Annotated in this window: 29 protein-coding genes; 13 read left to right on the top strand and 16 right to left on the bottom strand. The window is 36.8% G+C overall.

Going from position 1 to position 26,259, the window contains the following annotated elements:
• On the top strand, nucleotides 1–1,127 hold a 1,127-nt coding region (locus AC1DTM_RS06835; protein WP_477000113.1), incomplete at its 5' end, for a MalY/PatB family protein.
• 117 nt (nucleotides 1,128–1,244) lie between these two features.
• On the opposite strand, the gene AC1DTM_RS06840 is transcribed toward AC1DTM_RS06835, so the two are convergent.
• Nucleotides 1,245–1,784 carry a superoxide dismutase family protein gene (locus AC1DTM_RS06840; protein WP_246907513.1) on the bottom strand — a complete coding sequence of 180 codons (540 nt, stop codon included), beginning with the start codon at nucleotides 1,782–1,784 and terminating at the stop codon, nucleotides 1,245–1,247.
• Nucleotides 1,785–1,852: 68 nt separating this feature from the next.
• Complete coding sequence (locus tag AC1DTM_RS06845; protein WP_477000114.1) at nucleotides 1,853–2,029, bottom strand: hypothetical protein; 177 nt, start codon at nucleotides 2,027–2,029, stop codon at nucleotides 1,853–1,855.
• A gap of 173 nt (nucleotides 2,030–2,202) precedes the next feature.
• On the opposite strand from AC1DTM_RS06845, the gene kapB reads away from it, so the two are divergent.
• Nucleotides 2,203–2,586, top strand: coding sequence for a kinase-associated lipoprotein KapB (gene kapB, locus AC1DTM_RS06850; RefSeq protein ID WP_016106501.1), 384 nt, complete (start codon nucleotides 2,203–2,205; stop codon nucleotides 2,584–2,586).
• 40 nt (nucleotides 2,587–2,626) lie between these two features.
• On the opposite strand, the gene kapD is transcribed toward kapB, so the two are convergent.
• Complete coding sequence (gene kapD, locus AC1DTM_RS06855) at nucleotides 2,627–3,250, bottom strand: 3'-5' exonuclease KapD (RefSeq protein WP_002112580.1); 624 nt, start codon at nucleotides 3,248–3,250, stop codon at nucleotides 2,627–2,629.
• A 290-nt stretch (nucleotides 3,251–3,540) separates the two neighbouring features.
• Here kapD and AC1DTM_RS06860 point away from each other — a divergent pair, with 290 nt between their 5' ends.
• Nucleotides 3,541–4,866: an ArsB/NhaD family transporter gene (locus tag AC1DTM_RS06860; protein ID WP_002112581.1), complete on the top strand. Its 1,326-nt coding sequence runs from the start codon at nucleotides 3,541–3,543 to the stop codon at nucleotides 4,864–4,866.
• A gap of 103 nt (nucleotides 4,867–4,969) precedes the next feature.
• Here the strand turns inward: AC1DTM_RS06860 and AC1DTM_RS06865 are convergent, their stop codons facing one another.
• The gene (locus AC1DTM_RS06865; RefSeq protein WP_002160040.1) at nucleotides 4,970–5,437 is read right to left on the bottom strand and encodes a hypothetical protein; all 468 of its coding nucleotides are present in this window, start codon (nucleotides 5,435–5,437) and stop codon (nucleotides 4,970–4,972) included.
• Between the two features lie 118 nt (nucleotides 5,438–5,555).
• Between AC1DTM_RS06865 and AC1DTM_RS06870 the strand changes: the two genes are divergently transcribed.
• The gene (locus AC1DTM_RS06870; RefSeq protein ID WP_131232272.1) at nucleotides 5,556–6,269 is read left to right on the top strand and encodes a DNA alkylation repair protein; all 714 of its coding nucleotides are present in this window, start codon (nucleotides 5,556–5,558) and stop codon (nucleotides 6,267–6,269) included.
• A gap of 345 nt (nucleotides 6,270–6,614) precedes the next feature.
• On the top strand, nucleotides 6,615–7,991 hold the full coding sequence (locus AC1DTM_RS06875) for a glycine--tRNA ligase (protein ID WP_246907508.1): 1,377 nt from the start codon (nucleotides 6,615–6,617) through the stop codon (nucleotides 7,989–7,991).
• Nucleotides 7,992–8,181: 190 nt separating this feature from the next.
• Here AC1DTM_RS06875 and AC1DTM_RS06880 read toward each other — a convergent pair whose 3' ends face one another.
• Nucleotides 8,182–8,565, bottom strand: a complete 384-nt coding sequence (locus AC1DTM_RS06880) for a hotdog fold thioesterase (RefSeq protein ID WP_002145111.1) — start codon at nucleotides 8,563–8,565, stop codon at nucleotides 8,182–8,184.
• A gap of 96 nt (nucleotides 8,566–8,661) precedes the next feature.
• Here AC1DTM_RS06880 and AC1DTM_RS06885 point away from each other — a divergent pair, with 96 nt between their 5' ends.
• The 3 genes from AC1DTM_RS06885 to AC1DTM_RS06895 all read left to right on the top strand — a co-directional run bounded on the left by AC1DTM_RS06885 (nucleotide 8,662) and on the right by AC1DTM_RS06895 (nucleotide 11,045).
• A complete protein-coding gene (locus AC1DTM_RS06885) occupies nucleotides 8,662–9,405 on the top strand; it encodes a DUF3298 and DUF4163 domain-containing protein (protein WP_016106504.1) in 744 nt (247 codons plus the stop codon).
• 50 nt (nucleotides 9,406–9,455) lie between these two features.
• Entirely contained in the window at nucleotides 9,456–10,049 is a 594-nt protein-coding gene (locus tag AC1DTM_RS06890; protein WP_199715579.1) for a biotin transporter BioY, read from the top strand.
• Nucleotides 10,050–10,196: 147 nt separating this feature from the next.
• Nucleotides 10,197–11,045, top strand: a complete 849-nt coding sequence (locus AC1DTM_RS06895; protein ID WP_016106506.1) for a hypothetical protein — start codon at nucleotides 10,197–10,199, stop codon at nucleotides 11,043–11,045.
• 135 nt (nucleotides 11,046–11,180) lie between these two features.
• On the opposite strand, the gene galU is transcribed toward AC1DTM_RS06895, so the two are convergent.
• Nucleotides 11,181–12,068 (bottom strand): UTP--glucose-1-phosphate uridylyltransferase GalU, encoded by an 888-nt coding sequence (gene galU, locus AC1DTM_RS06900; RefSeq protein ID WP_002160035.1) that lies wholly within the window; start codon nucleotides 12,066–12,068, stop codon nucleotides 11,181–11,183.
• Between the two features lie 145 nt (nucleotides 12,069–12,213).
• Complete coding sequence (locus AC1DTM_RS06905) at nucleotides 12,214–13,938, bottom strand: phospho-sugar mutase (protein ID WP_078173469.1); 1,725 nt, start codon at nucleotides 13,936–13,938, stop codon at nucleotides 12,214–12,216.
• 143 nt (nucleotides 13,939–14,081) lie between these two features.
• Here AC1DTM_RS06905 and cdaS point away from each other — a divergent pair, with 143 nt between their 5' ends.
• A complete protein-coding gene (cdaS, locus tag AC1DTM_RS06910) occupies nucleotides 14,082–14,687 on the top strand; it encodes a sporulation-specific diadenylate cyclase CdaS (protein WP_016106508.1) in 606 nt (201 codons plus the stop codon).
• Nucleotides 14,688–14,765: 78 nt separating this feature from the next.
• Here cdaS and pepA read toward each other — a convergent pair whose 3' ends face one another.
• The 5 genes from pepA to AC1DTM_RS06935 form a co-directional block, all read right to left on the bottom strand.
• Nucleotides 14,766–16,250: a cytosol aminopeptidase gene (gene pepA / locus AC1DTM_RS06915; protein WP_016106509.1), complete on the bottom strand. Its 1,485-nt coding sequence runs from the start codon at nucleotides 16,248–16,250 to the stop codon at nucleotides 14,766–14,768.
• 301 nt (nucleotides 16,251–16,551) lie between these two features.
• The gene (locus tag AC1DTM_RS06920) at nucleotides 16,552–17,178 is read right to left on the bottom strand and encodes a 3D domain-containing protein (RefSeq protein ID WP_002089307.1); all 627 of its coding nucleotides are present in this window, start codon (nucleotides 17,176–17,178) and stop codon (nucleotides 16,552–16,554) included.
• 86 nt (nucleotides 17,179–17,264) lie between these two features.
• Nucleotides 17,265–17,582: a YuiB family protein gene (locus AC1DTM_RS06925; protein WP_002089308.1), complete on the bottom strand. Its 318-nt coding sequence runs from the start codon at nucleotides 17,580–17,582 to the stop codon at nucleotides 17,265–17,267.
• Nucleotides 17,579–18,085 carry an NUDIX hydrolase gene (locus AC1DTM_RS06930; RefSeq protein WP_078181316.1) on the bottom strand — a complete coding sequence of 169 codons (507 nt, stop codon included), beginning with the start codon at nucleotides 18,083–18,085 and terminating at the stop codon, nucleotides 17,579–17,581. The genes AC1DTM_RS06925 and AC1DTM_RS06930 overlap by 4 nt, the downstream gene beginning before the upstream one ends.
• Before the next feature lie 119 nt (nucleotides 18,086–18,204).
• A complete protein-coding gene (locus AC1DTM_RS06935) occupies nucleotides 18,205–19,413 on the bottom strand; it encodes an NAD(P)/FAD-dependent oxidoreductase (RefSeq protein WP_002112603.1) in 1,209 nt (402 codons plus the stop codon).
• Between the two features lie 464 nt (nucleotides 19,414–19,877).
• Between AC1DTM_RS06935 and AC1DTM_RS06940 the strand changes: the two genes are divergently transcribed.
• The 3 genes from AC1DTM_RS06940 (at nucleotide 19,878) to AC1DTM_RS06950 (ending at nucleotide 23,086) form a co-directional block, all read left to right on the top strand.
• Complete coding sequence (locus AC1DTM_RS06940; protein ID WP_016106510.1) at nucleotides 19,878–20,867, top strand: NAD(P)/FAD-dependent oxidoreductase; 990 nt, start codon at nucleotides 19,878–19,880, stop codon at nucleotides 20,865–20,867.
• Nucleotides 20,868–21,033: 166 nt separating this feature from the next.
• Nucleotides 21,034–21,510, top strand: a complete 477-nt coding sequence (locus tag AC1DTM_RS06945; protein WP_016106511.1) for a GyrI-like domain-containing protein — start codon at nucleotides 21,034–21,036, stop codon at nucleotides 21,508–21,510.
• 328 nt (nucleotides 21,511–21,838) lie between these two features.
• Nucleotides 21,839–23,086 carry an MFS transporter gene (locus AC1DTM_RS06950; RefSeq protein ID WP_078173464.1) on the top strand — a complete coding sequence of 416 codons (1,248 nt, stop codon included), beginning with the start codon at nucleotides 21,839–21,841 and terminating at the stop codon, nucleotides 23,084–23,086.
• 17 nt (nucleotides 23,087–23,103) lie between these two features.
• Here the strand turns inward: AC1DTM_RS06950 and AC1DTM_RS06955 are convergent, their stop codons facing one another.
• The gene (locus AC1DTM_RS06955; protein WP_088099642.1) at nucleotides 23,104–23,985 is read right to left on the bottom strand and encodes a helix-turn-helix domain-containing protein; all 882 of its coding nucleotides are present in this window, start codon (nucleotides 23,983–23,985) and stop codon (nucleotides 23,104–23,106) included.
• Between the two features lie 79 nt (nucleotides 23,986–24,064).
• Here AC1DTM_RS06955 and AC1DTM_RS06960 point away from each other — a divergent pair, with 79 nt between their 5' ends.
• Nucleotides 24,065–24,526: a 2-thiouracil desulfurase family protein gene (locus tag AC1DTM_RS06960; protein WP_016106513.1), complete on the top strand. Its 462-nt coding sequence runs from the start codon at nucleotides 24,065–24,067 to the stop codon at nucleotides 24,524–24,526.
• A gap of 30 nt (nucleotides 24,527–24,556) precedes the next feature.
• Here the strand turns inward: AC1DTM_RS06960 and AC1DTM_RS06965 are convergent, their stop codons facing one another.
• The 3 genes from AC1DTM_RS06965 to dapF all read right to left on the bottom strand — a co-directional run.
• A complete protein-coding gene (locus AC1DTM_RS06965) occupies nucleotides 24,557–24,910 on the bottom strand; it encodes a YxeA family protein (protein WP_016106514.1) in 354 nt (117 codons plus the stop codon).
• 340 nt (nucleotides 24,911–25,250) lie between these two features.
• Nucleotides 25,251–25,604 (bottom strand): HesB/IscA family protein, encoded by a 354-nt coding sequence (locus AC1DTM_RS06970; protein ID WP_016106515.1) that lies wholly within the window; start codon nucleotides 25,602–25,604, stop codon nucleotides 25,251–25,253.
• A gap of 41 nt (nucleotides 25,605–25,645) precedes the next feature.
• The coding region (gene dapF, locus AC1DTM_RS06975; RefSeq protein WP_477000115.1) for a diaminopimelate epimerase at nucleotides 25,646–26,259 on the bottom strand (614 nt) is incomplete at its 5' end.

The following is a 26,259-nucleotide window of genomic DNA, read 5'->3' on the forward strand; positions in this document are numbered from 1 at the left end:
ATCGTCGCGGAACACATAGTACWAAATGGGATACATATAAAAATGAAGAGCTCATCCACGCTTGGATTGCAGATATGGATTTTGAAGTACCAAAACCAATTCAAACTGCATTACAAAAACGCACAGAACATCCTATTTTCGGCTATACACTTCCTCCTGAAAATATTGGTGATATCATTTGTAATTGGACGAAAAGCCAATACAATTGGGAAATACAAAAAGAATGGATTGTATTTAGCGCAGGTATCGTTCCAGCTCTTAGTACGAGCATACAAGCTATAACGAAAGAAGGAGAAGCCGTACTCGTACAACCTCCTATTTATCCACCATTTTTTGAAATGGTCAAAACAAATAATAGACAATTATGTGAGAGTCCCTTGTTTAAACAAAATGGCATATATAAGATAGACTTCGAGCATCTAGAAACTCAATTTAAACAAGGTGTAAAACTAATGCTCCTTTGCAGCCCTCACAATCCTATCGGACGCATTTGGACGAAAGAGGAGCTAATAAAACTCGGTACGTTATGTACGCAATATAATGTAACCGTTGTCGCGGATGAAATTCACGCCGATATTATTTATAGAGGCCATACTCATATACCGTTTGCTTCTTTATCTGAAGAATTAGCAGCACGCACTATTACTTGTATGGCTCCGAGCAAAACATTTAATATCGCTGGATTACAAGCATCGATCATTATTATTCCGAATGAAAATCTCCGTAATGTCTTTATGTCTATCCAATATAGACAAGGATTCCACGGATTAAATACATTTGCTTATACAGCAATGCAAAGTGCCTATACAGAATGTAATGATTGGCTAAATGAAATTCGATTGTACGTTGAAGATAACGCTCAATTTGCTTGTGAGTATATTCAAAATCACATACCAGCTCTTTCTGTAATTAAACCAGAAGGTAGTTTTTTACTGTGGATTGATTGTTCCCACTTGGACCTTTCTCAAGATGAACGAACAGCATTGCTTGAAGAGAAAGGTAAAATCATTATTGAGCCTGGTGAGAAATATGGAACAGGTGGCGAAGCCCATATCCGAATTAACATTGGCTGTCCTAGATCTGTTTTAGAAGAAATTTTAAACAGACTACACCATACATTCTCATAACAAAAAAGGAGGCTATCCCAAAATGATTTTGGGACAACCTCCTTTTTTCGGTAAATCTATATAATTCCACTTACCATCATGTGGTTTTAGAACAAAATCTACCATTCGCGGTAGATTCTATTTTTTCTTCGTATCCGACGCTTTTTTAACAATAACACCGCAAGCGATTCGGCCACCAGATTTACCTGCTGGTTGTGTCATACCATCATCAGCGTTTTCTGTAATAATAATAGACGCTCCATCTTTTCTATGAATCGTCGTTTTTCCTTCTTCAAGCGTTATATGCGGAGCATCGATTTCTGCTTTAATCTTTCCCGAACCGTCTGCAACTACGTTCGGTAAATCACCATTTTCCGCACCTTTCGGATTCAAGAGCCCATGTTCTTTATTATCCGGATTAAAATGATTCCCAGATGATTCGAAACGTGGCGCTTTACATTCTCCGATTTCATGTACATGTATCCCGTGTGATCCTGGTGTAAAGCCTTCCGCTTTAATCGTAATTTTCACTCCACTTGTTTGCTGAGTTACTTTTGCAGTCCCAACTTCATCACCTGAAGCATTATGTAATTTCACATCAATTTCTTTCGGCTTCCCTTGGTCACAACCCACCATTAGAAATAATAAACAACAACTGAAAAAAAGCCGTCTTTTCATTCAATTCCCTCCAAAATACTTTCTGCCCTTAGATTGTCCGAGCATAGAGGGAAACATGCAAAAATGAATTACTGTTTCTTTTCAGCTAAAAGCTTTTCTYCTACTTTCTGTAATCGCTCTGCTTCTCGTTTTGATACACGAATAAACATACGCCACGTAGCAACCGCACCGATGATAAATAGAACGCAAACAATACCTGGAATAATATACTCCGTTTTATCTTCAGGAAAATATAAAGGCATCATATGAAACACTCCTTATCGGGGAATTTATAGTAAGAATAAACATCAGAATTTTCTGTTTTATCATCTTAAATTATAATTGAAGCCTGTCATATTCTCAAGGGGGCGTTCCGAAAGCGAATGATTTCTTTGACTCCTTCGCGCACTTTCCTTACTATAAACTTGAGGTGAAAAATATGAGAGAAACATTTGAAATTGGTGAAATCGTTACTGGTATTTATAAAACTGGAAAATACATCGGCGAAATTACAAATAGCCGTCCTGGCAGTTACGTCGTAAAAGTATTAGCTGTTTTAAAACATCCAGTGCAAGGGGATTTACATAATGTAAAACAAGCTGAAGTACCATTCTTCCACGAAAGACGTGCTTTAGCTTTTCGTGAACAGACGAACATTCCAGAGCAAATGGTGAAGAAATATGAAGGAGCAATTCCGGATTATACAGAGTCACTAAAATTAGCATTAGAAACTCAAATGAATTCATTTTCTGAAGATGATTCACCTTTTGCGGGGCGTAGTCTAGAAACACTTCAGCAATTGAAGCAAGATTACAAACTTTAAAAAACAAAACGACCAAATTACATGTTTTGCAATTTGGTCGTTACTGTGTACTCACTTTCTTTAACACTTTCGAAAAATCAACAAGTTCCCCTAATGTTGGAGGTGCTGGTTTGACTAAATACTCTTTATCTTTTTCTACTAACTTAAAAATATTATATGTCGTCATCGCATCATCAAGCGCACAATGATGCTTTCCTGTTCCTGCTTTCCCATACGCCTCAATTGCTTTCCACAGCCCTGTTTGATTTCTCTCTCCAAAAAACTTCTTATACTCAAGCGATAAATCACGACACTGTCCAAAGAATGGAAATTCTACTCCCGCCATTTCGCAATTATGCTTTAAGACTTTCATATCCATATTTCCCCACGTTACAATTGTCGGTTTACAACTCTTTTCATATTCTGCAAGTTTCTCAACAAGTTCATGAAAAGAAATTCCTTTGTCCACTACTTCCTGTTTAATTCCTAAAAATTTTTTACATCGATCCGTTAAAGACGGAAATGTTTTCGGTCTAATATGCGATGAATACGTATCTTCCACCTTACAACCAACAACTGAAACGAGTCCGACCTCAATAATTTCTGGGAAAAAACCTTTTGGCTTTTTTCTATGCTGGGGCATCGTAAACTCAAAGTCTAAAAACAAAAATCGTTGTTCATCCATACGATCCCTTCCTTATCATCTTTGTCATTCCTTTCTATTTGACACTCCTACACGAACAAGCTCGAATGCTGATTCGATTTTAAATATTCAGATTGGATGTATCTTATATATATGTCAAATGCCCACAAATATTTTTAAAAATAAGAAAAAATGACCTATGCAGAAAATATGACAAAATAAACCCTTTCATTTACATCCGCCATTTTTCTACTTTATAATGACGTTATGTGTGTTTCATCTAGTTAATTTTTTGACACACTAAGAAAAGTGAATGAAAGGAGATGAGAGTTTTGCACGAAACAACGCAAGAACTCGCAAACTGGCAGTATTATTTCGCTATCGCAGTCTTTTTAATTACATATGCCATTATTATTTCTGAAAAAATTAACCGCGCTGTCATCGCACTTCTTGGTGCAGCATTCATGGTAATTGCCGGGGTCGTTGACTTACACAATGCCTTTACGAAACATATTGAATGGGGAACAATTACATTACTCATCGGTATGATGATACTGGTAAACATTACAAGTAAGTCAGGTGTCTTCCAATACGTTGCCATTAAAGCCGCAAAAGGAGCACAAGGAAATCCAATTAAAATTTTAATTTCACTTTCCTTACTTACCGCGCTTGGCTCCGCATTTTTAGATAACGTTACAACCGTACTTCTTGTTGTTCCAGTTACTTTATCTATTACGCGCATCTTGCAAGTAAATCCTGTTCCATATTTACTTTCTGAAATTATTTTTTCAAACATCGGAGGAACAGCAACATTAATTGGTGATCCGCCAAATATTATGATTGGTTCTGCTAATAAACATTTAGACTTCAATGCTTTCTTATTCAACTTAGCACCTATCGTAATCATCATTATTGCTGTTACAGCAACAATGCTTTACTTCATGTACCGTAAGCAATTAATTGCTGATCCTGTACAAATTAAAAAGCTAATGAGCTTAGATGAAAAACAATACATTAAAGATCCAGTATTAATGAAAAAATCTTTAACAGTACTTGGACTTACTATTTTAGGTTTCATGACTCATTCCATCTTCCATATTGATGCAGCTATCATCGCCTTAACTGGTGCTACTGTCCTTATGTTAATCGGTGTGAAAGAACATGAAATTGAAGAGGTATTCGCAAGTGTAGAATGGGTAACAATCTTCTTCTTCGCGGGACTATTCGTACTCGTTGGAGGACTTATCGATATCGGTCTTATCAAAACGTTAGCTCAAAAAGTAATTGGAATAACAGGCGGAGATATTTCTCAAGCATCTATCCTTATTCTATGGGTATCTGGTATCGCCTCTGCAACAATCGATAACATTCCATTCGTTGCAACAATGATTCCGCTTATTAACGATATGGCAGTTGGGCTAGGTTTATCACCTTCTGACGCACAAGTCGATGTACTATGGTGGGCATTAGCATTAGGTGCTTGCCTAGGTGGAAACGGAACATTAATCGGGGCTTCTGCTAACGTAATCGTAGCCGGAATCGCAAGTCGTGAAGGACATAAATTCAGCTACATGGAATTCCTTAAAGTCGGCTTCCCAATTATGATCGTTTCATTAATCATTTCTCACATTTACATTTACTTACGCTATCTTATGTAGTAGAAAAAAGCGCCCCGCTTAGCAGGGCGCTTTCGTTCTTTTTTCAGCATATCCGAATTATTATAGAACCAAATATATCGACCGCTCGACAACTTTGATACGCCTACTCTTTATACCTTACCGGCTCATTCCGAATAATGAACAAATGAATCGGCAAGAAAACCGAAAACGTGATTGTATGAATGATCGTAAATAGTATGGAATTCGTTCCGTATCTATCCAAAATAGCGTAGATGAGATAAATAGACAGCACAATCGATACGGCTGTTGCTAGCAAACTTATAATTGGTACGAAATTAAAAATGAAACATCCGACATATATGCCAAATACTTTCCACCCTGCCTCTTCTTTCAAGAAATCTGGTAATTTATCTTTCGCTAAATCGCCCCATGTCTTACTATTTATAAACGGAATAAAAGCAAGAACACCATCAGTTGCACCATCATTTTTCGCCATCGTATAAAGTGCAAAAGCCGTTAACAAATACGAAATAATTGCCCAAATTATTATAACAAGAATAAACGCAAAACTAAGAGCAAAGAAACCTGCTAGTACGCTTTGATCTTCCATCTTATCCTCTCCTCTCTCTTCTCAACATATTTCATTACATTGCAAGTTATGTTTTAAAATTCACCCAAACTCTTTGTATAATAATATGAGAAAGATAATAAGAGAGGAGCACATACCTATGCATCCATTTGTAAAGGCATTACAAGAGCATTTTACAGCTCATCAAAATCCCGAAAAAGCAGAACCGATGGCACGTTATATGAAAAATCACTTCCCGTTTCTCGGTATTCAAACTCCCGAGAGAAGACAATTATTGAAAGACGTCATTCAAATACATACGCTCCCAGATAAAAAGGACTTCCAAATTATCATACGTGAGCTTTGGGACTTACCAGAACGTGAATTTCAAGCTGCCGCACTCGATATCATGCAAAAATATAAAAAGCACATAAACGAAACTCATATCCCATTTCTAGAAGAACTTATTGTCACAAAATCTTGGTGGGACTCTGTTGATAGCATCGTCCCTACATTTTTAGGTGCCATCTTTTTAAAACAYCCAGAATTAATTTCTGCATATATTCCAAAATGGATTGCATCAGAAAACATATGGTTACAGCGTGCCGCTATTTTATTCCAACTGAAATATAAACAAAAAATGGATGAAGAACTCCTTTTCTGGATTATCGGACAACTACATTCTTCAAAAGAATTTTTCATTCAAAAAGCAATCGGCTGGGTCCTTCGCGAATATGCAAAAACAAAGCCAGATGTAGTTTGGGAATACGTTCAAACTAACGAGCTTGCTCCACTAAGCAGACGCGAAGCAATTAAGCATATTAAGCAAAATTACGGAATAAATAACGAAAAAATAGGCGAGACTCTATCCTAGATAGGCACGTTCCTCTATTGAGATTTAAAAAAGAACGTGTTAGAATATGTTCATTATTATTAATATAAGTAGCGATGACGGACTTATAAGTACTTGCATAAAAAGCGATTCAGGGATAGTGAAAGCCTGAAGCTGCGAGGAAACGGCAGTCTCGAGCAATACGTGATAAAGTGGATGCACATTTTGTGTATCAACTAGGGTGGAACCGCGGGCAAACGCTCGTCCCTAGGCGATTAAGCCTTGGGATGAGCGTTTTTTTATGTTTTTTAAAGCATATATTGCTCGCTTCCAAAGTACCCATCACGTCATCGCAAATACGTTAACTTTCAAAAGGAGGATTTTATTATGTATTCAATGGAACAAGTTGTAAACTTAGCAAAACATCGCGGTTTCGTTTTCCCTGGTTCTGAAATTTACGGTGGTCTTGCAAACACATGGGATTACGGTCCACTTGGAATCGAATTAAAAAATAACGTTAAAAAAGCTTGGTGGAAAAAGTTCATTCAAGAATCTCCATACAACGTTGGTTTAGATGCTGCTATTTTAATGAACCCAAAAACTTGGATCGCTTCTGGTCACGTTGGTAACTTTAATGATCCAATGATCGACTGTAAAAAATGTAAAGCTCGTCACCGTGCTGACAAATTAATTGAAGATGCATTAGACGCAAAAGGCATCGAAATGGTCGTTGACGGTCTTACTTTCGACCAAATGGCTGACTTAATGAAAGAACATGAAGTAAAATGCCCAGATTGCGGTAGCCAAGAATTCACGGAAATCCGTCAGTTCAACTTAATGTTCAAAACTTTCCAAGGTGTTACAGAGTCTAGCACAAACGAAATCTTCCTTCGTCCTGAAACAGCACAAGGTATTTTCGTAAACTTTAAAAACGTACAACGCTCTATGCGTAAGAAACTTCCATTTGGTATCGGCCAAATCGGTAAAAGTTTCCGTAACGAAATCACACCTGGTAACTTCACATTCCGTACACGTGAATTCGAACAAATGGAACTTGAATTCTTCTGTAAGCCTGGTGAAGATTTAGAGTGGTTCGCATTCTGGCGTGAAACTTGTAAAAACTGGTTACTTTCACTTGGTATGACTGAAGAAAGCATGCGTCTTCGTGACCACGGTGAAGACGAATTATCTCACTACAGTAACGCAACAACTGATATTGAATTCAGATTCCCATTCGGTTGGGGCGAACTATGGGGCGTTGCATCTCGTACAGACTTCGATTTAAAACGTCATATGGAACACTCTAACGAAGACTTTAACTATATCGATCCACAAACGAATGAGCGTTACGTGCCATACTGCATCGAGCCATCTCTAGGTGCAGACCGTGTAACATTAGCATTCTTATGTGATGCATATGAAGAAGAGCAATTAGAAAACGATTCTCGTACAGTTCTTCGTTTCCACCCTGCTTTAGCACCATATAAAGCAGCTATCTTACCATTATCTAAAAAGCTATCTGAAGGTGCTACTGAAGTATTCGCAGAACTAGCTAAAGACTTCGTGGTAGACTTTGATGAAACTGGTTCTATCGGTAAACGTTACCGTCGTCAAGACGAAATCGGTACACCATTCTGTATCACATACGACTTCGACTCTGTTGAAGACAAAGCTGTTACAGTACGTGACCGTGACACTATGGAACAAGTTCGTATGCCAATTAGCGAACTAAAAGGTTTCTTAGAGAAAAAAATCCAGTTCTAATTATAAAGTGAAACTTTAATCAGTGGGGGTTTTGTTCATCCCCCGCTGATTATTAGTTGAACCAATCGGGCGTTTACGGGCAGTTAATCTCCCACCTAACTTCTTTGCTCCAGCCGAATTTTGAGGTGGGCGTTTTACTGCCCGTTAATGCGGGATAAAAAAGAGGCAGCTCATAAGAGCCGCCTCTTTTCTATTTTTCACGTTTTTCTTTAATTGCTACTGTACATCTTGATATGCATAGTAAATCATCATTTTCATCAATGATGCGAATATCCCAAACCATTGTCGATTGTCCTCTATGTATCGGTGTTCCGATTGCTGTTACAATTCCATCTTGCTTTGAGCGAATATGATTTGCATTAATTTCTAATCCAAAACAAATACATTTCTCTTGATCAATTAAATTGTATGAACCAACGCTTGCCACAGTTTCTGCTAATGCAACRGATGCACCGCCATGTAAAAATCCAAACGGCTGATGCGTACGTTCATCAACAGGCATTGTAGCAACTACTTTATCCTCTGTCATTTCTAACAACTCAATTCCAAGCGAATCCATTAAAGTTTTTGACATATCGTTTTCAACCTCTCTCACTTTAAATCAAATGTATAATTTTACCTGTTTAATTTCAAACTACCTATAACACTTATATAAGGAGGTTTCACCTAAATGAAACAGAAATTTTGTATACTATTGCTTATGTTCTCCTTCCTGACTATTGTACCAAATTGTGCAATAGCAGCCAAAGCATCCAACCTGACAATCAATGTTAAGACTGTAACACAAAAAGGTAAGAAACCTTATATAGAATATCAAATTAATAGGCCTTCCTTTCACAACTTTTCTGATTCAAAATTTCAAAATAAGCTAAATTCCTATTACAAAAACTCTACTGCTACATTTAAAAGTAAATTAGAAAAAGAAGCGAAGAAATATTATAAAGAAACAGAAGGATCTAGCACACCTTTTCATCCATACGTTGCAAATGTTGACTATAAAGTAGCTTTAAACAAACCACCTTTCCTAAGTCTATATGTGAATTACTATCAATATACAGGCGGAGCGCACGGACTTTATACGTGGAAGGCAAATACATTTGATTTAAACGAAAAAAAATTATTACACTTAGACGATTTATTTCAACAAGAGGATAAATATAAAGAAATAATTCGCACAGAGATTGTAAGACAAATTAAACAAAATGAAAGCATTTATTTCCCTGACGCAGCCGAAAAGGTAACGAGCACTAAAAAGTTTCACTACTTTTTAGAACCGGATAATCTTGTGATTTATTTCCCTTTATATGAAATTGCTCCTTATTCAAGCGGAATCCCGCAATTTCGTATTCCATACACATTGCTTAGAGACTATTTAAAGCCTTCTTATCAAAATATTTTGATTGACAACAAGTAAATATTTTCGCTACGATAATGTTAACCTAAACACAACTGGAGGTTAACATTATGAAGAAGCTTCATGTTTTAGATTTAGCATTAGCTGCCATGTTCGTCGCTCTTATGGCTATTGGTGCAAATATTGTATCGTGGGCACCATTCCTACAAATAGCGGGCGTCCCGTTATCTATGCAACCATTTTTCGCAATTTTAGCAGGTCTTCTTCTTGGGAGTAGACTTGGGGCATTATCAATGACTGTTTACATGCTTGTTGGAGTAGCGGGTGCGCCAATCTTCGCTAACTTCAAAGCTGGATTCGGGGCACTTTTAGATCCTACTGGTGGTTTTATTATCGCATTTATTATCGTTGCTTACGTATCAGGAAAACTAGTAGAACAAAAAGAACGACCAACATTCAGCAACTTTGCAATTGCTTCTTTCGTCGGAATCATTTTAACCTATATTATCGGTACTACTTATATGTACGGGGCAGTCAATATTTTCATGGGTGGTAATATGAGTTATAAAGCTGCCTGGATGATTATGATGTGGTTTGCAGTAAAAGATATTGCGTTTACAATTATCGGCGCTATTATCGCACCTCGCATATACTATGCTGTACGTCGTTCGGCTTATCAGCATTCTCATTCGACGATTTCATAATAAAAAAGAGTTATCTCATTATATTGAGATAACTCTTTTTTATTTTCGACAATATACGACACATATTAGAAATAAATTTTGTTATGATAATTCAGCAAATCTTACATTTTGCACATCTAATTAAAACAATATTTTGGAGGAAAATCAGTGAATCTATCAAAAAATACACTTATTAAAATAAGTGTCGGAGTACTATCTTTATTTTTCATACTAGGTATGAGCATCAGTTACAAATTATATGGAAATAGCGAGTTAGGAATGCCATATACCTTTGGAAACGGTCTAGCATTTTTCTTTTTAATACTTACTATAATTAGTCTATGCGCAGCTTTAATCTTTATTGTTATTGGATTAATTAAGAAAGTACGAAAATTACCAGCAAAAAAATCTTTATTAATATCTATAATACTCTTTCTTACATCAGTTATATCAATCATCATCCTTCTCTTTACGATAACAAAAGTAACGAATATGGAGGAAGAATATCAAGCTACTCAAGCCCAAAAGAAAAAAGAAGCTGATTACTTAATTGCTGCGGCATCTTTTTATAATGATATAGAAACCTTTAGATATTCAGCTTCTTATGTGTTATCCGAGTATTCAACTACATGGTCAAAAGCGATTGATCAAAGAAATGACTTCAATAATGCGCTTAGATCTAAGAGAACAGAAATTGATGGGATGGTTGCAACTGTAGATACGTTTTACAGCAATATGGGAACGGATTTAAAATTAGTCTCTGAAGCTGCAAAAGAACAGCCAAATAAGTATAAAGAAACCTATGAAGAATATAAAAAAATATATGGTATTATTACCGCTCTCAATGAACAAGCCCAATCTCCAAGTGGCAGTTTAATCACATTCAACCAAAACGTTAATACATTAATTCAGGAATACAAAAAAGCAGCTGGAAATATTAATATCGCTATTACTGATGAAATTAAATCAAAAGCTAATGAATTGAAGCCTACCGATAAAAATTTAAGTTCTAATTAAAGACACTCTTTCCAGAGTGTCTTTTTCTCATAAAAAATCCCCTTTTTAGATTACACAGTAAATTACATGTCTCTACTGCAAATCTAACAGGGGATTATACCACTAAATTAAAACCTATAAATTAAAACCTATAAATTAAGACTCTTGCTTCATTTGCTCTTCTAAAATTTTCTTCATCATTACTAGCATATCATCACGTAATTCTGGGTGTTGCAATGCCATTTCAATTGTTGTTTGAACAAATCCTAATTTTTCACCAACGTCATAACGCTTTCCTTCGAAGTCGTAAGCAAATACACGTTGAATTTCATTTAAGCTTTGAATTGCATCCGTTAACTGAATTTCGCCACCCGCTCCAGCTTGTTGCTGTTCCAAGAACATAAAGATTTCAGGAGTTAAAATGTAACGTCCCATAATCGCTAAGTTTGAAGGCGCAGTACCTTTCGTTGGTTTTTCAACGAATTGACGAACTTGATAACGACGTCCCTCTTGCTCTAACGGATCAATAATTCCGTAGCGATGTGTTTCTGCTTCAGGAACAGTTTGTACACCAATAACAGAAGAAAGTGTTTTGTCATACTCGTCCATTAATTGACGTAAACATGGTTTTTCAGCTTGAACGATATCATCGCCTAATAATACTGCAAACGGCTCATCACCAATGAATTTACGTGCGCACCAAACAGCATGTCCTAATCCTTTTGGTTCTTTTTGACGAATGTAATGGATATCTACCATTTTAGAAGAAGCTTGTACTTTTTCAAGTAACTCATACTTTTTCTTCTCTAATAAGTTTTGCTCTAATTCAAATGCGTTATCAAAATGATCTTCGATAGAGCGCTTTCCTTTACCAGTAACGATAATAATATCTTCGATGCCTGATTTTACTGCTTCTTCTACGATGTATTGAATTGTTGGTTTATCTACAATTGGAAGCATTTCTTTTGGCATTGCTTTCGTTGCTGGTAAAAAGCGTGTTCCTAATCCCGCTGCCGGAATAATTGCTTTTCTCACTTTTTTCATGACAAATACCCTCGCTTTTCATTCTAATTCTCTTAGTAAAGTGCAAATTTATAACACTCGCTCGTAATAATCCTCTACATCAAACAAAACTACAAGAAAAGAGGAGGCCGTTCTCCCCTTTTCCTATCAGTATCACTCTACTCTATTATAAACGATTCATAATATCTTCTTTAATAGTAAGTAACTTTTGTTCACTATTTTGTAAGGAATCATCTTGTACACCAAAGTAGAATTTAATTTTCGGCTCTGTTCCAGATGGACGTAAGCAGAACCAAGAACCATCTTCTAATTGATATTTTAACACATTTGATTTCGGTAAGTGAATCTCTTCCTTATTTCCATCTTGTAACGTTGTAATGATGCTTTCCTTATAATCCTCAACTGCAACGACTGTTAAACCAGCTACTTCTTTCGGAGGATTCCCGCGGAATGTTGCCATCATCTTTTGAATCTGTTCGGCACCATCTTTTCCTTTTAACGTTAACGATACAAGATCCTCACGGAAGAACCCATACTTCTTAAATACTTCTAACAGACCATCATATAACGTTTTACCTTGTGATTTGTAGTACGCAGCTACTTCACATGCAAATAGGACTGATTGCACCGCATCTTTATCACGGCAGAATGGACGGATTAAATAACCATAGCTTTCCTCATAACCGAATTGGAATTCATATTGTCCACTTTCTTCATACTGTCTAATTTTTTCACCGATAAATTTAAATCCAGTTAACGTATCAACTGTATCTAAACCGTATGCTTTTGCGATTGTACGGCCAATTTCAGACGTTACGATTGTTTTTAAAACAACACCGTTTTCTGGAAGCGTTCCATTTTCCTTCTTTTGTGATAATAAGTAATCAAGCATTAACGCACCTGTTTGGTTACCAGTTAACACTTGGAACTCACCATCATGATTGCGAACTGCTACCCCTAGACGGTCTGCATCAGGATCTGTTGCGATTAACACATCAGCGCCTACTTTTTCACCGTCGCGAATTGCATACTCAAACGCTGCATGCTCTTCTGGGTTTGGTGATTTTACTGTAGAGAAGTTTGGATCTGGTAACTCTTGCTCTTTTACAACTGTTACATCTGTAAATCCAACTTCTTCTAAACCACGGCGTACCGAAATATTTGACGTTCCATGTAATGGTGTAAAGACGATTTTCAAATCTTTTCCTACTTCTTTCACCATCTCTTTATTAATAATGACATTGTTCAATTCTGCCGCATATGCATCATCTACTTCTTGTCCAATTATATGTAATAGACCGTCAGCTTTTAATTGCTCAACATCAGCAACTTCAACTGTTAATTCATTTTCTACTGCATTTACGTAACTAATTAACTCATCAGCTTCTTTTGGAGGCAACTGCCCACCATCTTCACCATATACTTTATAACCGTTATATTCGGGCGGATTATGGCTTGCCGTAAGAACGATTCCACTTACTGTATGTAAATGACGAACTGCGAAAGAAAGCACTGGTGTTGGACGCAAGCTTTCAAATACATATGTTGTAATACCTTGCGCACCAAGTGTAGCAGCTACTTCCATTGCGAATTCAGGTGATTTATGACGAGAATCATACGCGACAACAACACCACGTTTTTTCGCTTCTTCACCTAATTTTTCAATAAACCTAGCTAATCCTTTTGTTGCTTTACGAACTGTATATACATTTAAACGGTTCGTACCAGCACCAAGTTCACCACGCATACCACCTGTGCCGAACTCTAGATTTTTATAAAAGCTATCCTCGATTTTCTTCTCATCTTGCTTCATGTTTTCTAGCTGTTCTTTTAATTCTGTGTCTAATTCTGCATATGAAAGCCAGCGACTAAATTCTTGTTTCCAATTCATACTTCCATCTCCTCTCGCCTGTCGTACCTTCATTATATGAAAAAAACAACCTGCATCTCAATATTTTTTATAATCTAACAGGATTTTACTATAAATATTTGTATACACTATGGTTAAATACTCCACCAAAGGGAATGAGGATTATGCAAGAATGGGGCTTGTCAGAAGAGCTCAAAATAAAAACAAAGCAGATGATTGAAATTGCTGAAAAAGAATTATCAAACATGAAGCATGCAATCGATAAAGAAGATGAATGTATTTTATGTAAAATGGAAGATATTCATCATATGTTAACAAATGTACAGACGTTAGCAGCTACATATTATATTCAAGCATATTTATCACCTTATACGGAAAGTTCACATTTCATCACTACAGCTGTCCAACATTTAAGTGCTCGAAAACACGGTGCTCTTATTATCGTGGAACGAAGTGACGCTCTTAATTCTTTCATTCAAACTGGAACAACATTAAACGCACACTTAACCGCTCCACTACTTGAATCAATTTTTTATCCAGGGAACCCTCTTCATGACGGAGCCGTTCTCATTAAAAATAATCATATTGTCTCAGCAGCTAATATTCTTCCATTAACAAAAAGTACAGAAATCAATCCTGAGCTAGGAACACGTCACAGGGCTGCGATTGGCTTATCAGAGAAAAACGATTCACTTATATTAGTTGTCTCTGAGGAAACAGGGCGTACTTCATTCGCTTTAAATGGGACGTTATATACGATTTCTTTATAGAATACCTATAAAATAAAAAAAGCTGTTCCGGAAAGGTTCAGTATGTAATGACCTTTCCAGACAGTTTTTTTTCATTCTTTATTCTTCTCCGAAACGCTCAACAAGTGTTGCAAGTGTACGCACCATTGCACCTGTTGCTCCAGATGGTCCTAAATCATGTGCACCTGTTGTTTCAGATGTTCCAGCGATGTCTAAGTGTACCCATGGTGTTTCTTCTGCAAATTCACCAAGGAATGTCCCAGCCATAACCGCATGTCCTTCACGGCCTGGTGAGTTATTTAAATCAGCAAATTTACTGTTTTTGACACGTTCTTTATCACGTTCAAAAATCGGCAATTGCCAAATTGGCTCATCCGTTTCCATAGAAGCCTCTAACACTTGTTCAAACAATTCTTCATTATTTGTCATCGCGCCTGTTGTATGATTTCCAAGTGCAACAATTACACCGCCTGTTAATGTTGCAACATCAACTAAGTAATTTGCACCAAGTTTCTTCGCATACGTAATACCGTCAGCTAACGCTAGGCGACCTTCTGCATCTGTATTTAATACTTCAATTGTTTTTCCGCTCATAGATGTAATAACGTCATCTGGCTTAAATGCTGTACCACTTACAACGTTGTCAGTTGATGGAATAACAGCAATTACATTTTGCTCTGGGCGAAGTTCACCGATGATCTCCATCGCGCCAAGAACAGCTGCAGCGCCGCCCATATCACCTTTCATACCAACCATGCCTTCACGTGGTTTTAAAGAATAGCCGCCAGTATCATATGTAATCCCTTTTCCAACAAATCCAATTACATCTTTCCACTCTTCTTTTCCTTTATAAATAAGAGCGATCATTTTTGGCGGTTCAGTAGATCCTTGGTTTACTGCAAGTAATGCACCCATACCAAGCTCTTCCATCTCTTCTTTCTCAAGAACCTTATAATCCATATCGTATTTTTCCGCTAATTCAACTGCATACTCAGCAAGCTTTGTCGCTGTTAATACGTTTGGCGGCATATTTACAAGCGTACGAGCTGAATTCGTTGCACGTCCATGTACGTATCCTACCGTTAATGCTGCTTCAATTTCTTGTGCATCTTCTGCTGTAATAGCAATCAGTTTTTCTAACTCTACTCTTTCTTTTTCATCCGTTTTATATGTTTGTAATCCGTATGTACCAAGGCAATATACTTCCGTTGCAATATGAGCTACATCAATCGCATCTAATTTCTCTGTTACGAAAGAATCAAGTAAGATTGCTGCGTCTTTTACTTTTGCTGATTGTAACGATTTAAAAGCTTTACTAAGAGCTGCACGTAACGTTTCTGTTGTATATGACTCTTTCTTACCTAAACCAACAAAATAATAACGTTTAACATTGGTTTTTCCTAAGCTATGTACTTTTGAAATGGCTTTCTTCTTAGTTGAAAGTTCTTTTTCTTCTAATAAAACTTGTAATTGTCCTTCAAACGCTTTATCCAGTTCTTGTACAAAGCTACTCGTTTTATCTTCTTCAAATAAGGCAACAATTACCGCTTCATGACTTGCTAATTCTTTTTGTACTTGAAACATGTTCAGACCCCCTAAATTTCTCTACGTCCATTATAACTTTATTTTCGATAAAATGCGACAATTCTAAATTCTATTATTTCATATAAGGTGAAACTTTAATCAGTGGGGGTTTTGTTCATCCCCCACTGATTATTAGCCCKCACCAATCGGGCKTTTACGGGGAGCCCGACTCCCACCTAACTTCTTTGCTCCAGCTGAATTTTGAGGKGGGAGTYTTACTGCCCGGCAAATAGCGGGATAAAGATGCTATCTCCTATGGTGAAATAAGACAAGAAAAAAGTCTAGCGTTATTACCACTAGACTATCTTTGTTTTAAATATTGCCCACGAAACACTTGCATCGTTTCGTCTTGATTTAACATCGTTAACTCTTCTTCCGAAAACTTACCATTTCCTATTTTCACTATATACACATTTACTTTTTTCTTACCCCATTGGCTATAAACATCTTTCACCGTATCATAATATAAATCGAGACGATTTCCTTTTATAGCACCGCCCTTATCAGCTACAACACCATATCCGTAACCTGGCACGAATAGAATTGTCCCAAGCGGGAATACGCGCAAGTCAGCAGCGATTGTGGAATATAAATCCCTTTTTGCTTTAACACCTGAATATGTAATGCCATACTCTGGATGCCCCGGCCTCTTTCCAGTTGACTCTATACCTGATGTATAACCAGTTGCAGTCATTTCTATAACACGATATTTAGACCAGTCATTTGCCTGTTCTAAAGCATTTATCACTTCTTTACTCGGAGCAACTTTTTTCTCAATTTCTGCTGCATGTACTTCTTTTACACTTGTTCCTTCATATGATTTTATAATCTCTAATAAAGAAACTCCTGTGAAAGCCTGCCATGTTACGCATAATGCGAATGCAAGTAAACAAGTCATCATAATGCGAATACAATATCGTTTTAACATTTTTATATTCCACACTCCTTCATCGTTAATCATTCCCTATACGATGAAGGAATATGCAAAAAAATAATCTCCAAATTGATTGGAGATTAAAACATTTGATATCCACTTTTCCGAAGTTTTTTAATTATAATTCCTGCTAAAGCAGCACCTACTAATCCAGTAGATAGAATAAACACATCTGCGTGTCCTAAATGCGATACACTCGTCCCAAATGAAGAAAATGTTTCTTTTGGCTTTGAAAAATAGTCCCATACACTCGCTTTATTAATAATAAGCATACAAATAATCGGATACACAATAACCATTACCCACGTAGCTCGCAAAATCATGTTGAGTAAAAATCCAATTCCAAAAAATAAAATAAAGAACAACATCATTGAAATAAGTAGTACCGGTATACTCACTTCTTCTCCCTCTCCTTCGCATACGCCGTAAACACATGATAAGCCGTATAACCAAATTGCTCTCCTGGATTTAATGTTTTGTCCATTTCAAAATGCGACTCTGCTCTTCCTTCTAATAAATATTTGATGAGTACAGAAGTATTTTGATCATCTGCAATATTTTCTGGATGTAAAAAAGCTACTTCCGACAATTCTTTCTCCTGTACGATAATGTCTTCTCCCTCTGGCTCTAGAAGAAAAATAATCATATTATCACTAATTTCATTATGAATAACACCTGAGCGAATACCAATAATCCCCTTTACATGAGCAACAATTCCTGTTTCTTCCAAAATTTCACGTTTTACAGCTTCATCAACAGTCTCACCTTCATTAACAAAACCAGCAGGTAAAGACCATTGCCCTTTCAATCCACCGTATTTTTTCTTAACGAATAGCCATCTCCCATCTTTTGTAGCTACTAAGCCACTGACAGCTAACCACACTTTCCCTCGCTTCCCCATGATATAACCTCCTCCATCAAACGAACAGAATATTCTTTCTTTTTTATATATTATACTATATTTTCAATACGAAAAAAGCAGAAACAGCTCATAGCCGTTTCTGCTTTTTCTACTATATATTAAAAGAACTTCAATTTACCTTTTTTAAGAACTAATAAAGGTCCGCCTAGTAAGAATAAGTAACGGTTGTCGATTACTTTCTTCATGAATGAAGCTTTCCAACCTGTTAACTTTTTACCCATAACAACGCCCATTGCATCGTCATGACCTAATGAACATACAGATCCTTTATTATCAAATGCGAACTTTTTCATTTCACCTTTACCGCGAACTAACACAGTTAAATTGTGTGCAATGTTATAACCTTCTTGAATTGCAATCTGTGCTGTTGGTGGGTATGGACGGTTAATCTCTTCGTTGATGATTAACGCTGCATCACCAACCATGAATACATCTTCATGACCCGGAGCGTGCATGTACTCATCCACTTTAATACGTCCGCGCATTGCTTCAAATCCAGACTCTTCCACAATACCATTACCACGAACACCTGCAGCCCAAACTACAGTTTCAGATTTAAGAAGTTCAGCATCATCACCGTTGGCAACGATAATACCTTCTTCAGTTGCTTCCTTAATTGCTGTACCGATGCGGAATTCTACACCTTTTTTCTCAAGTTGTTTTACAGCGTACTCTACTAATGCTGGATCGAAACCAGGAAGTGCTGTTGGAGCAGCTTCTACACAGATGATACGTGCTTTTTCACGTGGAACATCGTACTCTTTGCAAAGTTCAGGAATACGGTTTGCAAGCTCACCTACGTACTCGATACCAGTAAATCCAGCACCACCAACAACGATTGTTACTAACTCATCACGTTTTTCAGTCGCATATTGAGCAAACTTTTCTTCCATATGCTCACGAATTTGACGAGTTGCATTAATGTTAGTGATTGAGAATGCATGCTCTTTTAATCCTTTAATTCCGAACGTTTCTGATTCGAAACCAAGACCAATTACTAAGTAATCATACTCTAATTCACCATTTTTTAAGATAATACGTTTTTCAGCAGCTTTAATCTCTACTACTGTATCTTGTACAAAGTTCACTTTATTTGTATCGATAACGTCTTGAATATCTAGACAGATTTTATCATCTTGTAATGTACCAGCTGCACTCTCATGTAACCAAGTTGCTTGGTAGTGATAGCTATTGTTGTTTACTAACGTAATTTCAGCTTCACTTACAGATAATGTTTTTTGCAGACGAACAGTCGTAATCATCCCGCCATAACCTGCACCTAAAACTACGATTTTTGGAGTCTTCACTAAATCACAACCCTTTTCTTTATATAATAGTAATAAAAAATAATACCAAGTACTAAAAACTCTATTTGTCAAGAATGTGGAATTTATCACATTCTATATCATAACAAAACGCAGTCAAAAAATCGTACGAAATTTGTCATAGAAATTTAACATAATACTTCCCTATATTAGTCGGTTTCATTCCATAATTCAAGCACCTAGAGAATTATCAATATTTTAAAATAACATAGCGTTTTCAAGGGTTTTTCAGCCTTTTTTTCATGTATTTTCCTTTCGCTATATTTTATACGATTCTAAAACATCTATGCGCAAACTTACTTATTATTCAGTCGTTTTCAGAAGTATTATTAACTGAAATATGCTATCATTTATTTGAAAGTGTCATCATTTGCAGGATTTTCATGTACATATGAACAATATATGAAATCAATATTAAAATTCCATCATCTATAGGGGGAATGAAAATGACAGAAAATCAAAAGGTTTACGACATAACAATTATTGGTGGTGGCCCAACAGGACTATTCACTGCATTTTATGGCGGAATGAGACAAGCAAGTGTAAAAATTATTGAAAGCTTACCTCAACTTGGCGGGCAATTATCCGCACTATATCCCGAAAAGTATATTTATGATGTAGCTGGATTCCCAAAAGTGCGCGCACAAGAGTTAGTTGATAACTTAAAAGAACAAATGAAAAAGTTCGATCCAACTGTTTGCCTAGAAGAAGCTGTTGATACGCTTGAAAAACAAGCTGACGGTATATTTAAACTTGTTACAAATAAACAAACTCACTACTCTAAATCTGTCATTATTACTGCTGGCAATGGTGCTTTCCAACCACGCCGCTTAGAATTAGAAGGCACAGCAAAATACGAGAAGAAAAACTTACATTATTTCATTGATGATATGAATAAATTTGCTGGAAAACGCGTCGTTGTATTCGGCGGCGGTGACTCAGCAGTAGACTGGACAATGATGTTAGAACCGATTGCAGATAAAGTTACAATTGTTCATCGCCGTGATAAATTCCGTGCACATGAACATAGCGTAGAAAGCTTAATGAATTCCCGTGCAGAAGTAAGCACACCGTATGTTCCAGTTGAACTCATCGGTGATGACACGATTGAACAAGTTGTTCTTCAGCACGTAAAAACAGAAGAAAAAGTTATCCTTGATGTTGATGACGTAATCGTAAACTACGGCTTCGTGTCTTCGCTTGGTCCAATTAAAAACTGGGGCTTAGATATTCAAAAGAACAGCATCCTCGTGAATTCAAAAATGGAAACAAATATTCCTGGCATTTACGCTGCTGGTGACATTTGTACATATGAAGGAAAAGTAAAACTCATTGCTTGTGGCTTTGGTGAAGCACCGACAGCAGTAAACAATGCAAAAGCTTACTTCGATCCAAACGCAAAACTTCAACCAATGCATAGCTCAAGTATGTTTTAATATAGAAATGAAAAGAACTCCTTTTAGATGAGAGGAGTTCTTTTCATACCCTCTTCTTTTCCTAACTAAAATACATTCCAATTTGATAAAAAACACTACTTACTTCCAAAATATGTTACAATAAAAACAGAACGTACGTTTCATTTAATAAAGGGAGGTTTTATTAATGAAAGAACCTATTATCGTAAAAAAAGGAGCTTTCCAAGCAATCGGTGTTTCTATTACAACTACAAACGAAAAAGAAGCATCGACTGAAGGAAGGATTCCAATGCTTTGGAATCGCTACTTCCAAGAACAAATTATGCACCAAATTCCAAATCAACAAACAAAAGAAACATTCGCTTTCTACTCAAACTACGAATCGGATGAAACTGGTACATATCAATTTACTATCGGCATGCCTGTTTCTTCATTAGAAGATGTTCCTGAAAATATGACAACTTTAACATTACCTGCCGCAACGTATGCGGTATTTACAACGAGAAAAGGTCCTGTTTCTGAAGTCATTTGTGAAACTTGGGAATATATTTGGCAATGGTCGAAAGAAAACAAGCGTGCTTTTACAACAGATTTTGAGCTTTATGACGAAAATGCAGTAGATCCAACTAACGTACAAGTGGATATTTATATTGCATTAGCCTAAAACATAAAAAAGAAGATGCCCTTGGTATCTTCTTTTTTTGTCGTGAAATAGCCACTGTGCAAATTCATTATTATTGTCTACAATGAGAAAGTGCAGTATAGAACTATTAGAAACTGTATAAAGTGAAACTATACTCAGTGGGGGTTTTGTTCATCCCCCACTGAGTATTAGCCCTCACCAATCGGGCGTTTACGGGCAGTTGGTCTCCCACCTAACTTCTTTGCTCGAGCCAAATTTTGAGGTGGGAGTTTTACTGCCCGTTAACGCGGGGTAAAACGATTGTTAATAGGTTTTTCAGTCTAAAATCGGTACATAGAAAGGAAGCACTATGGAGGAACTACAACAAAATAAATCTGCTTTAGAAGGAAGCGGAAAACCGTTATTAAAAAATACGAACTTCCTTTTTCTTTGGGCAGCTACTCTCTTTTCAAGTTTTGCTTTAGCCTTTTTTACTTTTTCACAAACATGGTACATAGCAAAAACATTAAACCTTGAGGCTTCACTCGGTATTGTTTTCGTGGCTCTTAGTGTTCCAAGGCTCATCTTTATGATTATCGGCGGAGCATTAGCTGATAAATTCCCGAAAAAAAATATTATGTTTTACTCTAATATTATTCGCGCTATTCTTGTCGCAACTATTCTCACCTGGTTCATCGTCGGTGATGTAACACTATATACATTTGCTTTGTTCGCTTTGTTCTTCGGACTTGCTGACGCTTTCTTCTGGTCAGCAGATGGATCTATTCTGCCTGAACTTGTAGAAAAAAGCCGTTTAACACAAGCAAATTCACTTACTCAAATGACAAACCAAGCATCTGTCATTTTAGGACCTGTACTTGGCGGTATTCTCATTAAATTTACGAACTATGAAACAATTTTTTCAATTACAATCCTGCTACTCATTATCGCTGCGATACTCGTTCAAAAAATACAATTTACAGTACCCGAAAAAAATGAAACAGATAAAGGCATGTTTACTTCTATTAAAGAGGGAATTTCATATGTAAAAGAATCACCATTTCTTTCAACTTTCCTCATATGTAGCGCCTTTTTAAACTTATTTTTAATCGGCCCAATGCAAGTAGGCTTCCCGCTCTTCGTCAAAAACGTTCTGCACGGTGATTCACTTCAGTTTAGTTACTTAGAAGCGTCTGTTGGCGGCGGGATGGCGATAGGAGCTGTCATTGTCGGATTAAAAAACATTAACCGCAGACGTGGTCTATTTTGTATTATCATGATGCTACTGTCTGGTATATTCTTCCTAGCCATTAACTTTAGCACCGTACTTTGGCAAGCATTATTAGCCGGAATGTTTTACGGTATTACAATTGCGATGGCTATCGTTCCACTTATGGCAATGATTCAATCAACAGTAAAAGAAGAGATGATGGGACGCGTTATGAGTTTACTCATGCTTTCATCGATGGGATTCATTCCGCTCTCTTACGCATTTACATCGCTTGCACTTGGGATCGGCATTCCAATTGTAACGGTTATGAAAAGCGGTGCAATCGCTGTTATCGTCTTTGTACTATTTGTAGCAATTCGTGTTCCAGTTGTAAGAAAGTTCGATTAGCTACTTAGAGTCATGTATTATACGCATGACTCTTTTTTAAATGGATCGAATAACGGTATTCCCTTACTTCTCCTTAATGCCGCTCCCCACTCTAATCCAATTTCTAAAAATAAATCTCGCATCGTACTATACAACAGTGCTCCAACATCTTTACGAATTTCTCCGTACTTATACGCTCTCACAACACTTTTCACCCTCCAAATTAAATTTCCACGCACTTCTTCATCAGCTAATATTCCCTCTAATACAGCACCTTGTTCTAGTAATCCGCTCTTTTTATAAGCAAGTTCCACCTTACTCCAAAATATATTAATCTTCTTCGGATTACTCGTCATTGGTATGAGCGCGTATATAAAAGGCTTCGGTATATCGTGACGACAATACGTTTCATCAAGCTCGTACGTTACTTTTCTTTTCTCTTTTATTTGTGGAATGTTTTTAGAAAGAATTGTTTCCCCCTCATTTTTTTGCTCATTTCCACTACAGCCATCTGCACGATCATCACTTTCACATGCGGACATCTTCATACGGTCATCCATGCGGTCAATCGCAGATTTAAGAAATACATATAAGTTTGCACTATATCCGCCGCGCTTATATCTTTCTTTTGTCGCAACACGCTTTATAATTCCAAGCTCCTCTAACTTCGCAATCGAGCGGCGTACCGTACGAATACTCTTTCCAACATTTGTAGCAATTGTCTCCATTAACGGACAAGCAACCCCCACTGTTTTTTGTTTCTCATTCACCGCATACTTTCCTAAAAAATGAATAATGATAGAATCCGTTTTATTCAATTGAAATCGATAGCACTTCAAAACTTGTTTTTGATATACATTAAACTCTTCTTTACTTCGAAATTCACTATATGGTTTCATTAAATTATATAAGCTTCCCATTTTTATCACCTCATTTATAGGTAAGAGTCAGGAAGAGCAATTGGCGTGATATTTAATATTTTTTATTGGAGATGAAAATATGATTGTAATTAGCGCTTGTTTAGGTGGCATTGCTTGTCGTTATGACGGCAACGATAATCTCGTTTCAAAAATAGAAGAGTTATTACAAAGGGAAGACACCACCCTCGTTTGCCCCGAAGTATTGGGCGGTTTACCTACACCTCGTCCTTCGGCTGAAATTATTGGTGGTAATGGTGATGACGTTTTAGACGGGACAGCAAAAGTGATAACGAAAGAAGGCCAAGATGTCACGGAGGCTTTCGTGCTTGGTGCTTATAAAGCATTAGAACAAATAAAAGGTTTAAACCCAGAATATATTATTTTAAAAGAACGCAGTCCATCTTGTGGCAGTTCTACTATTTACACAGGAGAATTTAATGGCAATAAACAAATCGGTTACGGGGTCACAACGGCTTTATTTAAAAGACATGGATTTATAGTCATTTCAGAAGAGGATTTTGAGAACGAAAAAAGGAATTGACCCTGTTCGTCAATTCCTTTTCCATCTGTCTTATTTCACACCTAATTTTTCTTTCACTTTCGCAGGAAGTTCGTCCTTCTTCACTTCTTCCCAAGCTGTTACACCTTTTTTATCTGAGTGGAATACGCGTAAGAATGCTTCTTTACGAAGGTTTTTCGCAGCGGTAAATTCCATTTCTTTTTCTTTACCATCCTTATCAAATGCAGGTAACTTATACTCGAATGATTTGTACGGCTGACCATTATCAGCTTTTTCATTCTTTTCGATTCCATCAGTAGTAATTTGAACGTAGTACTCATCTTTACCCATACGGTTTAAATCACAGCCAACTAACAAACTTGCGAATACAACTAAAATACTAAAAAGTGCAATATATCTTTTCATTTCCTTCACCTCATGTGTTTTTCTTATATTGTTATCTTAAAGCCTAAGCTTTAAAGAAGAAATTCAAAAACATGACATGAACATTACACTTTTGTAAGATAGTAAAAATCCGTATGTACAACCGTTCAAATATAATTATTTCTTCACTCTAGAAATTGGCCTTCCCCTTCATGTATCCTCTTTAGCCTTCTTCTTGCATATATTCACTATCTTTGTCCTGCTCTTTTTCTTTTTAAAGGCAAAAGAAAAGACCTTCTAACGATTTGATTTCATCGCTAAGAAGGTCTTTATATGCAACCTACCCATTCAATTTCCATTTAGCATAACGGAATGAAAAAACTTAGCACTCTTCCGGCTTACCAGCATTCGACGATGTACGGAAAGATGATCCGCATCCACATGATGCAATTGCGTTTGGATTATCAATTGTGAATCCGCCGCCAAGCATAGATTGTTTATAGTCAACTTTCACTCCCTTTACAATCGGAGCACTTTCTTTATCGATAACAAATTCAACACCGAAAAACTCAAGAACTGTGTCGTCTTCCTTTGGTTCTACTTCAAATCCTAAGCCGTAAGAAAGACCACTACATCCGCCGCCATGTACAGCAAGGCGTACGTACTTCTCTCCATCTTCAGCATCTTTTAACATATCTTTAATTTGAAAAGCTGCTTGTTCTGTTACTTCAATCATGAAATACACCATCCTTTCTGTTCTCATTCTATTATACATCTTTACGCTTCTATCTTGTACTCATACACTCCGCGGCAAATTATTTCCGCAGGTCCTTTCATTAATACATTTCCTTCTTCTGTCCATGCGATCATTAAGTCGCCGCCTGCTAAGTGAACTGTAATTTCTTTATCGTGTTCCATTTTTCCATTTAGAATTGCCGCAACGACAGCTGCGCATGCTCCTGTCCCGCAAGCTTGTGTTACACCAGATCCACGTTCCCAAACGCGGAAATTCATCTCTTCATCATTCAAAATCTCGATGAATTCAACATTCACTCGCTCTGGGAACATTTCATGCGTCTCAAGAACTGGTCCTAACGTTGTAAGGGGCGCTTTTTCTACATCATCAACAAAAATAACCGCGTGCGGATTCCCCATTGAAACAGCTGTAAATGCATAACGGTGATTATTGTATAAGAAGTTTTCACGAATAAATGGTGTTTCTCCTTCACCAAGCATCGGTATCTCTTCACGTGTTAAACGAGGTGCCCCCATGTCGATTTTCGCTAATGTAACTTTGTCATCTTCTACCGTTACTTCTGCCGTAACAATACCAGCTAACGTTTCAATTGTGAAAACTTTACCTTCTACTAGTTTATGCTCATACGCCTGTC

Source organism: Bacillus sp. P4_D3 (assembly GCF_056401855.1).

Excerpts from the sequence above, each read along its gene's own strand:
- AC1DTM_RS06950 (WP_078173464.1), top strand. The coding sequence starts at position 21,839 with ATGGAGGAACTACAACAAAATAAATCTGCTTTAGAAGGAAGCGGAAAA.
- AC1DTM_RS06940 (WP_016106510.1), top strand. The coding sequence starts at position 19,878 with ATGACAGAAAATCAAAAGGTTTACGACATAACAATTATTGGTGGTGGC.
- AC1DTM_RS06890 (WP_199715579.1), top strand. The coding sequence starts at position 9,456 with ATGAAGAAGCTTCATGTTTTAGATTTAGCATTAGCTGCCATGTTCGTC.
- cdaS (WP_016106508.1), top strand. The coding sequence starts at position 14,082 with ATGCAAGAATGGGGCTTGTCAGAAGAGCTCAAAATAAAAACAAAGCAG.
- AC1DTM_RS06885 (WP_016106504.1), top strand. The coding sequence starts at position 8,662 with ATGAAACAGAAATTTTGTATACTATTGCTTATGTTCTCCTTCCTGACT.
- kapD (WP_002112580.1), bottom strand. The coding sequence starts at position 3,250 with ATGGATGAACAACGATTTTTGTTTTTAGACTTTGAGTTTACGATGCCC.
- pepA (WP_016106509.1), bottom strand. The coding sequence starts at position 16,250 with ATGTTTCAAGTACAAAAAGAATTAGCAAGTCATGAAGCGGTAATTGTT.
- AC1DTM_RS06955 (WP_088099642.1), bottom strand. The coding sequence starts at position 23,985 with ATGGGAAGCTTATATAATTTAATGAAACCATATAGTGAATTTCGAAGT.
- kapB (WP_016106501.1), top strand. The coding sequence starts at position 2,203 with ATGAGAGAAACATTTGAAATTGGTGAAATCGTTACTGGTATTTATAAA.
- AC1DTM_RS06970 (WP_016106515.1), bottom strand. The coding sequence starts at position 25,604 with ATGATTGAAGTAACAGAACAAGCAGCTTTTCAAATTAAAGATATGTTA.
- AC1DTM_RS06920 (WP_002089307.1), bottom strand. The coding sequence starts at position 17,178 with ATGTTAAAACGATATTGTATTCGCATTATGATGACTTGTTTACTTGCA.
- AC1DTM_RS06960 (WP_016106513.1), top strand. The coding sequence starts at position 24,065 with ATGATTGTAATTAGCGCTTGTTTAGGTGGCATTGCTTGTCGTTATGAC.
- AC1DTM_RS06905 (WP_078173469.1), bottom strand. The coding sequence starts at position 13,938 with ATGAATTGGAAACAAGAATTTAGTCGCTGGCTTTCATATGCAGAATTA.
- AC1DTM_RS06875 (WP_246907508.1), top strand. The coding sequence starts at position 6,615 with ATGTATTCAATGGAACAAGTTGTAAACTTAGCAAAACATCGCGGTTTC.
- AC1DTM_RS06965 (WP_016106514.1), bottom strand. The coding sequence starts at position 24,910 with ATGAAAAGATATATTGCACTTTTTAGTATTTTAGTTGTATTCGCAAGT.
- AC1DTM_RS06930 (WP_078181316.1), bottom strand. The coding sequence starts at position 18,085 with ATGGGGAAGCGAGGGAAAGTGTGGTTAGCTGTCAGTGGCTTAGTAGCT.
- AC1DTM_RS06945 (WP_016106511.1), top strand. The coding sequence starts at position 21,034 with ATGAAAGAACCTATTATCGTAAAAAAAGGAGCTTTCCAAGCAATCGGT.
- galU (WP_002160035.1), bottom strand. The coding sequence starts at position 12,068 with ATGAAAAAAGTGAGAAAAGCAATTATTCCGGCAGCGGGATTAGGAACA.
- AC1DTM_RS06865 (WP_002160040.1), bottom strand. The coding sequence starts at position 5,437 with ATGGAAGATCAAAGCGTACTAGCAGGTTTCTTTGCTCTTAGTTTTGCG.
- AC1DTM_RS06840 (WP_246907513.1), bottom strand. The coding sequence starts at position 1,784 with ATGAAAAGACGGCTTTTTTTCAGTTGTTGTTTATTATTTCTAATGGTG.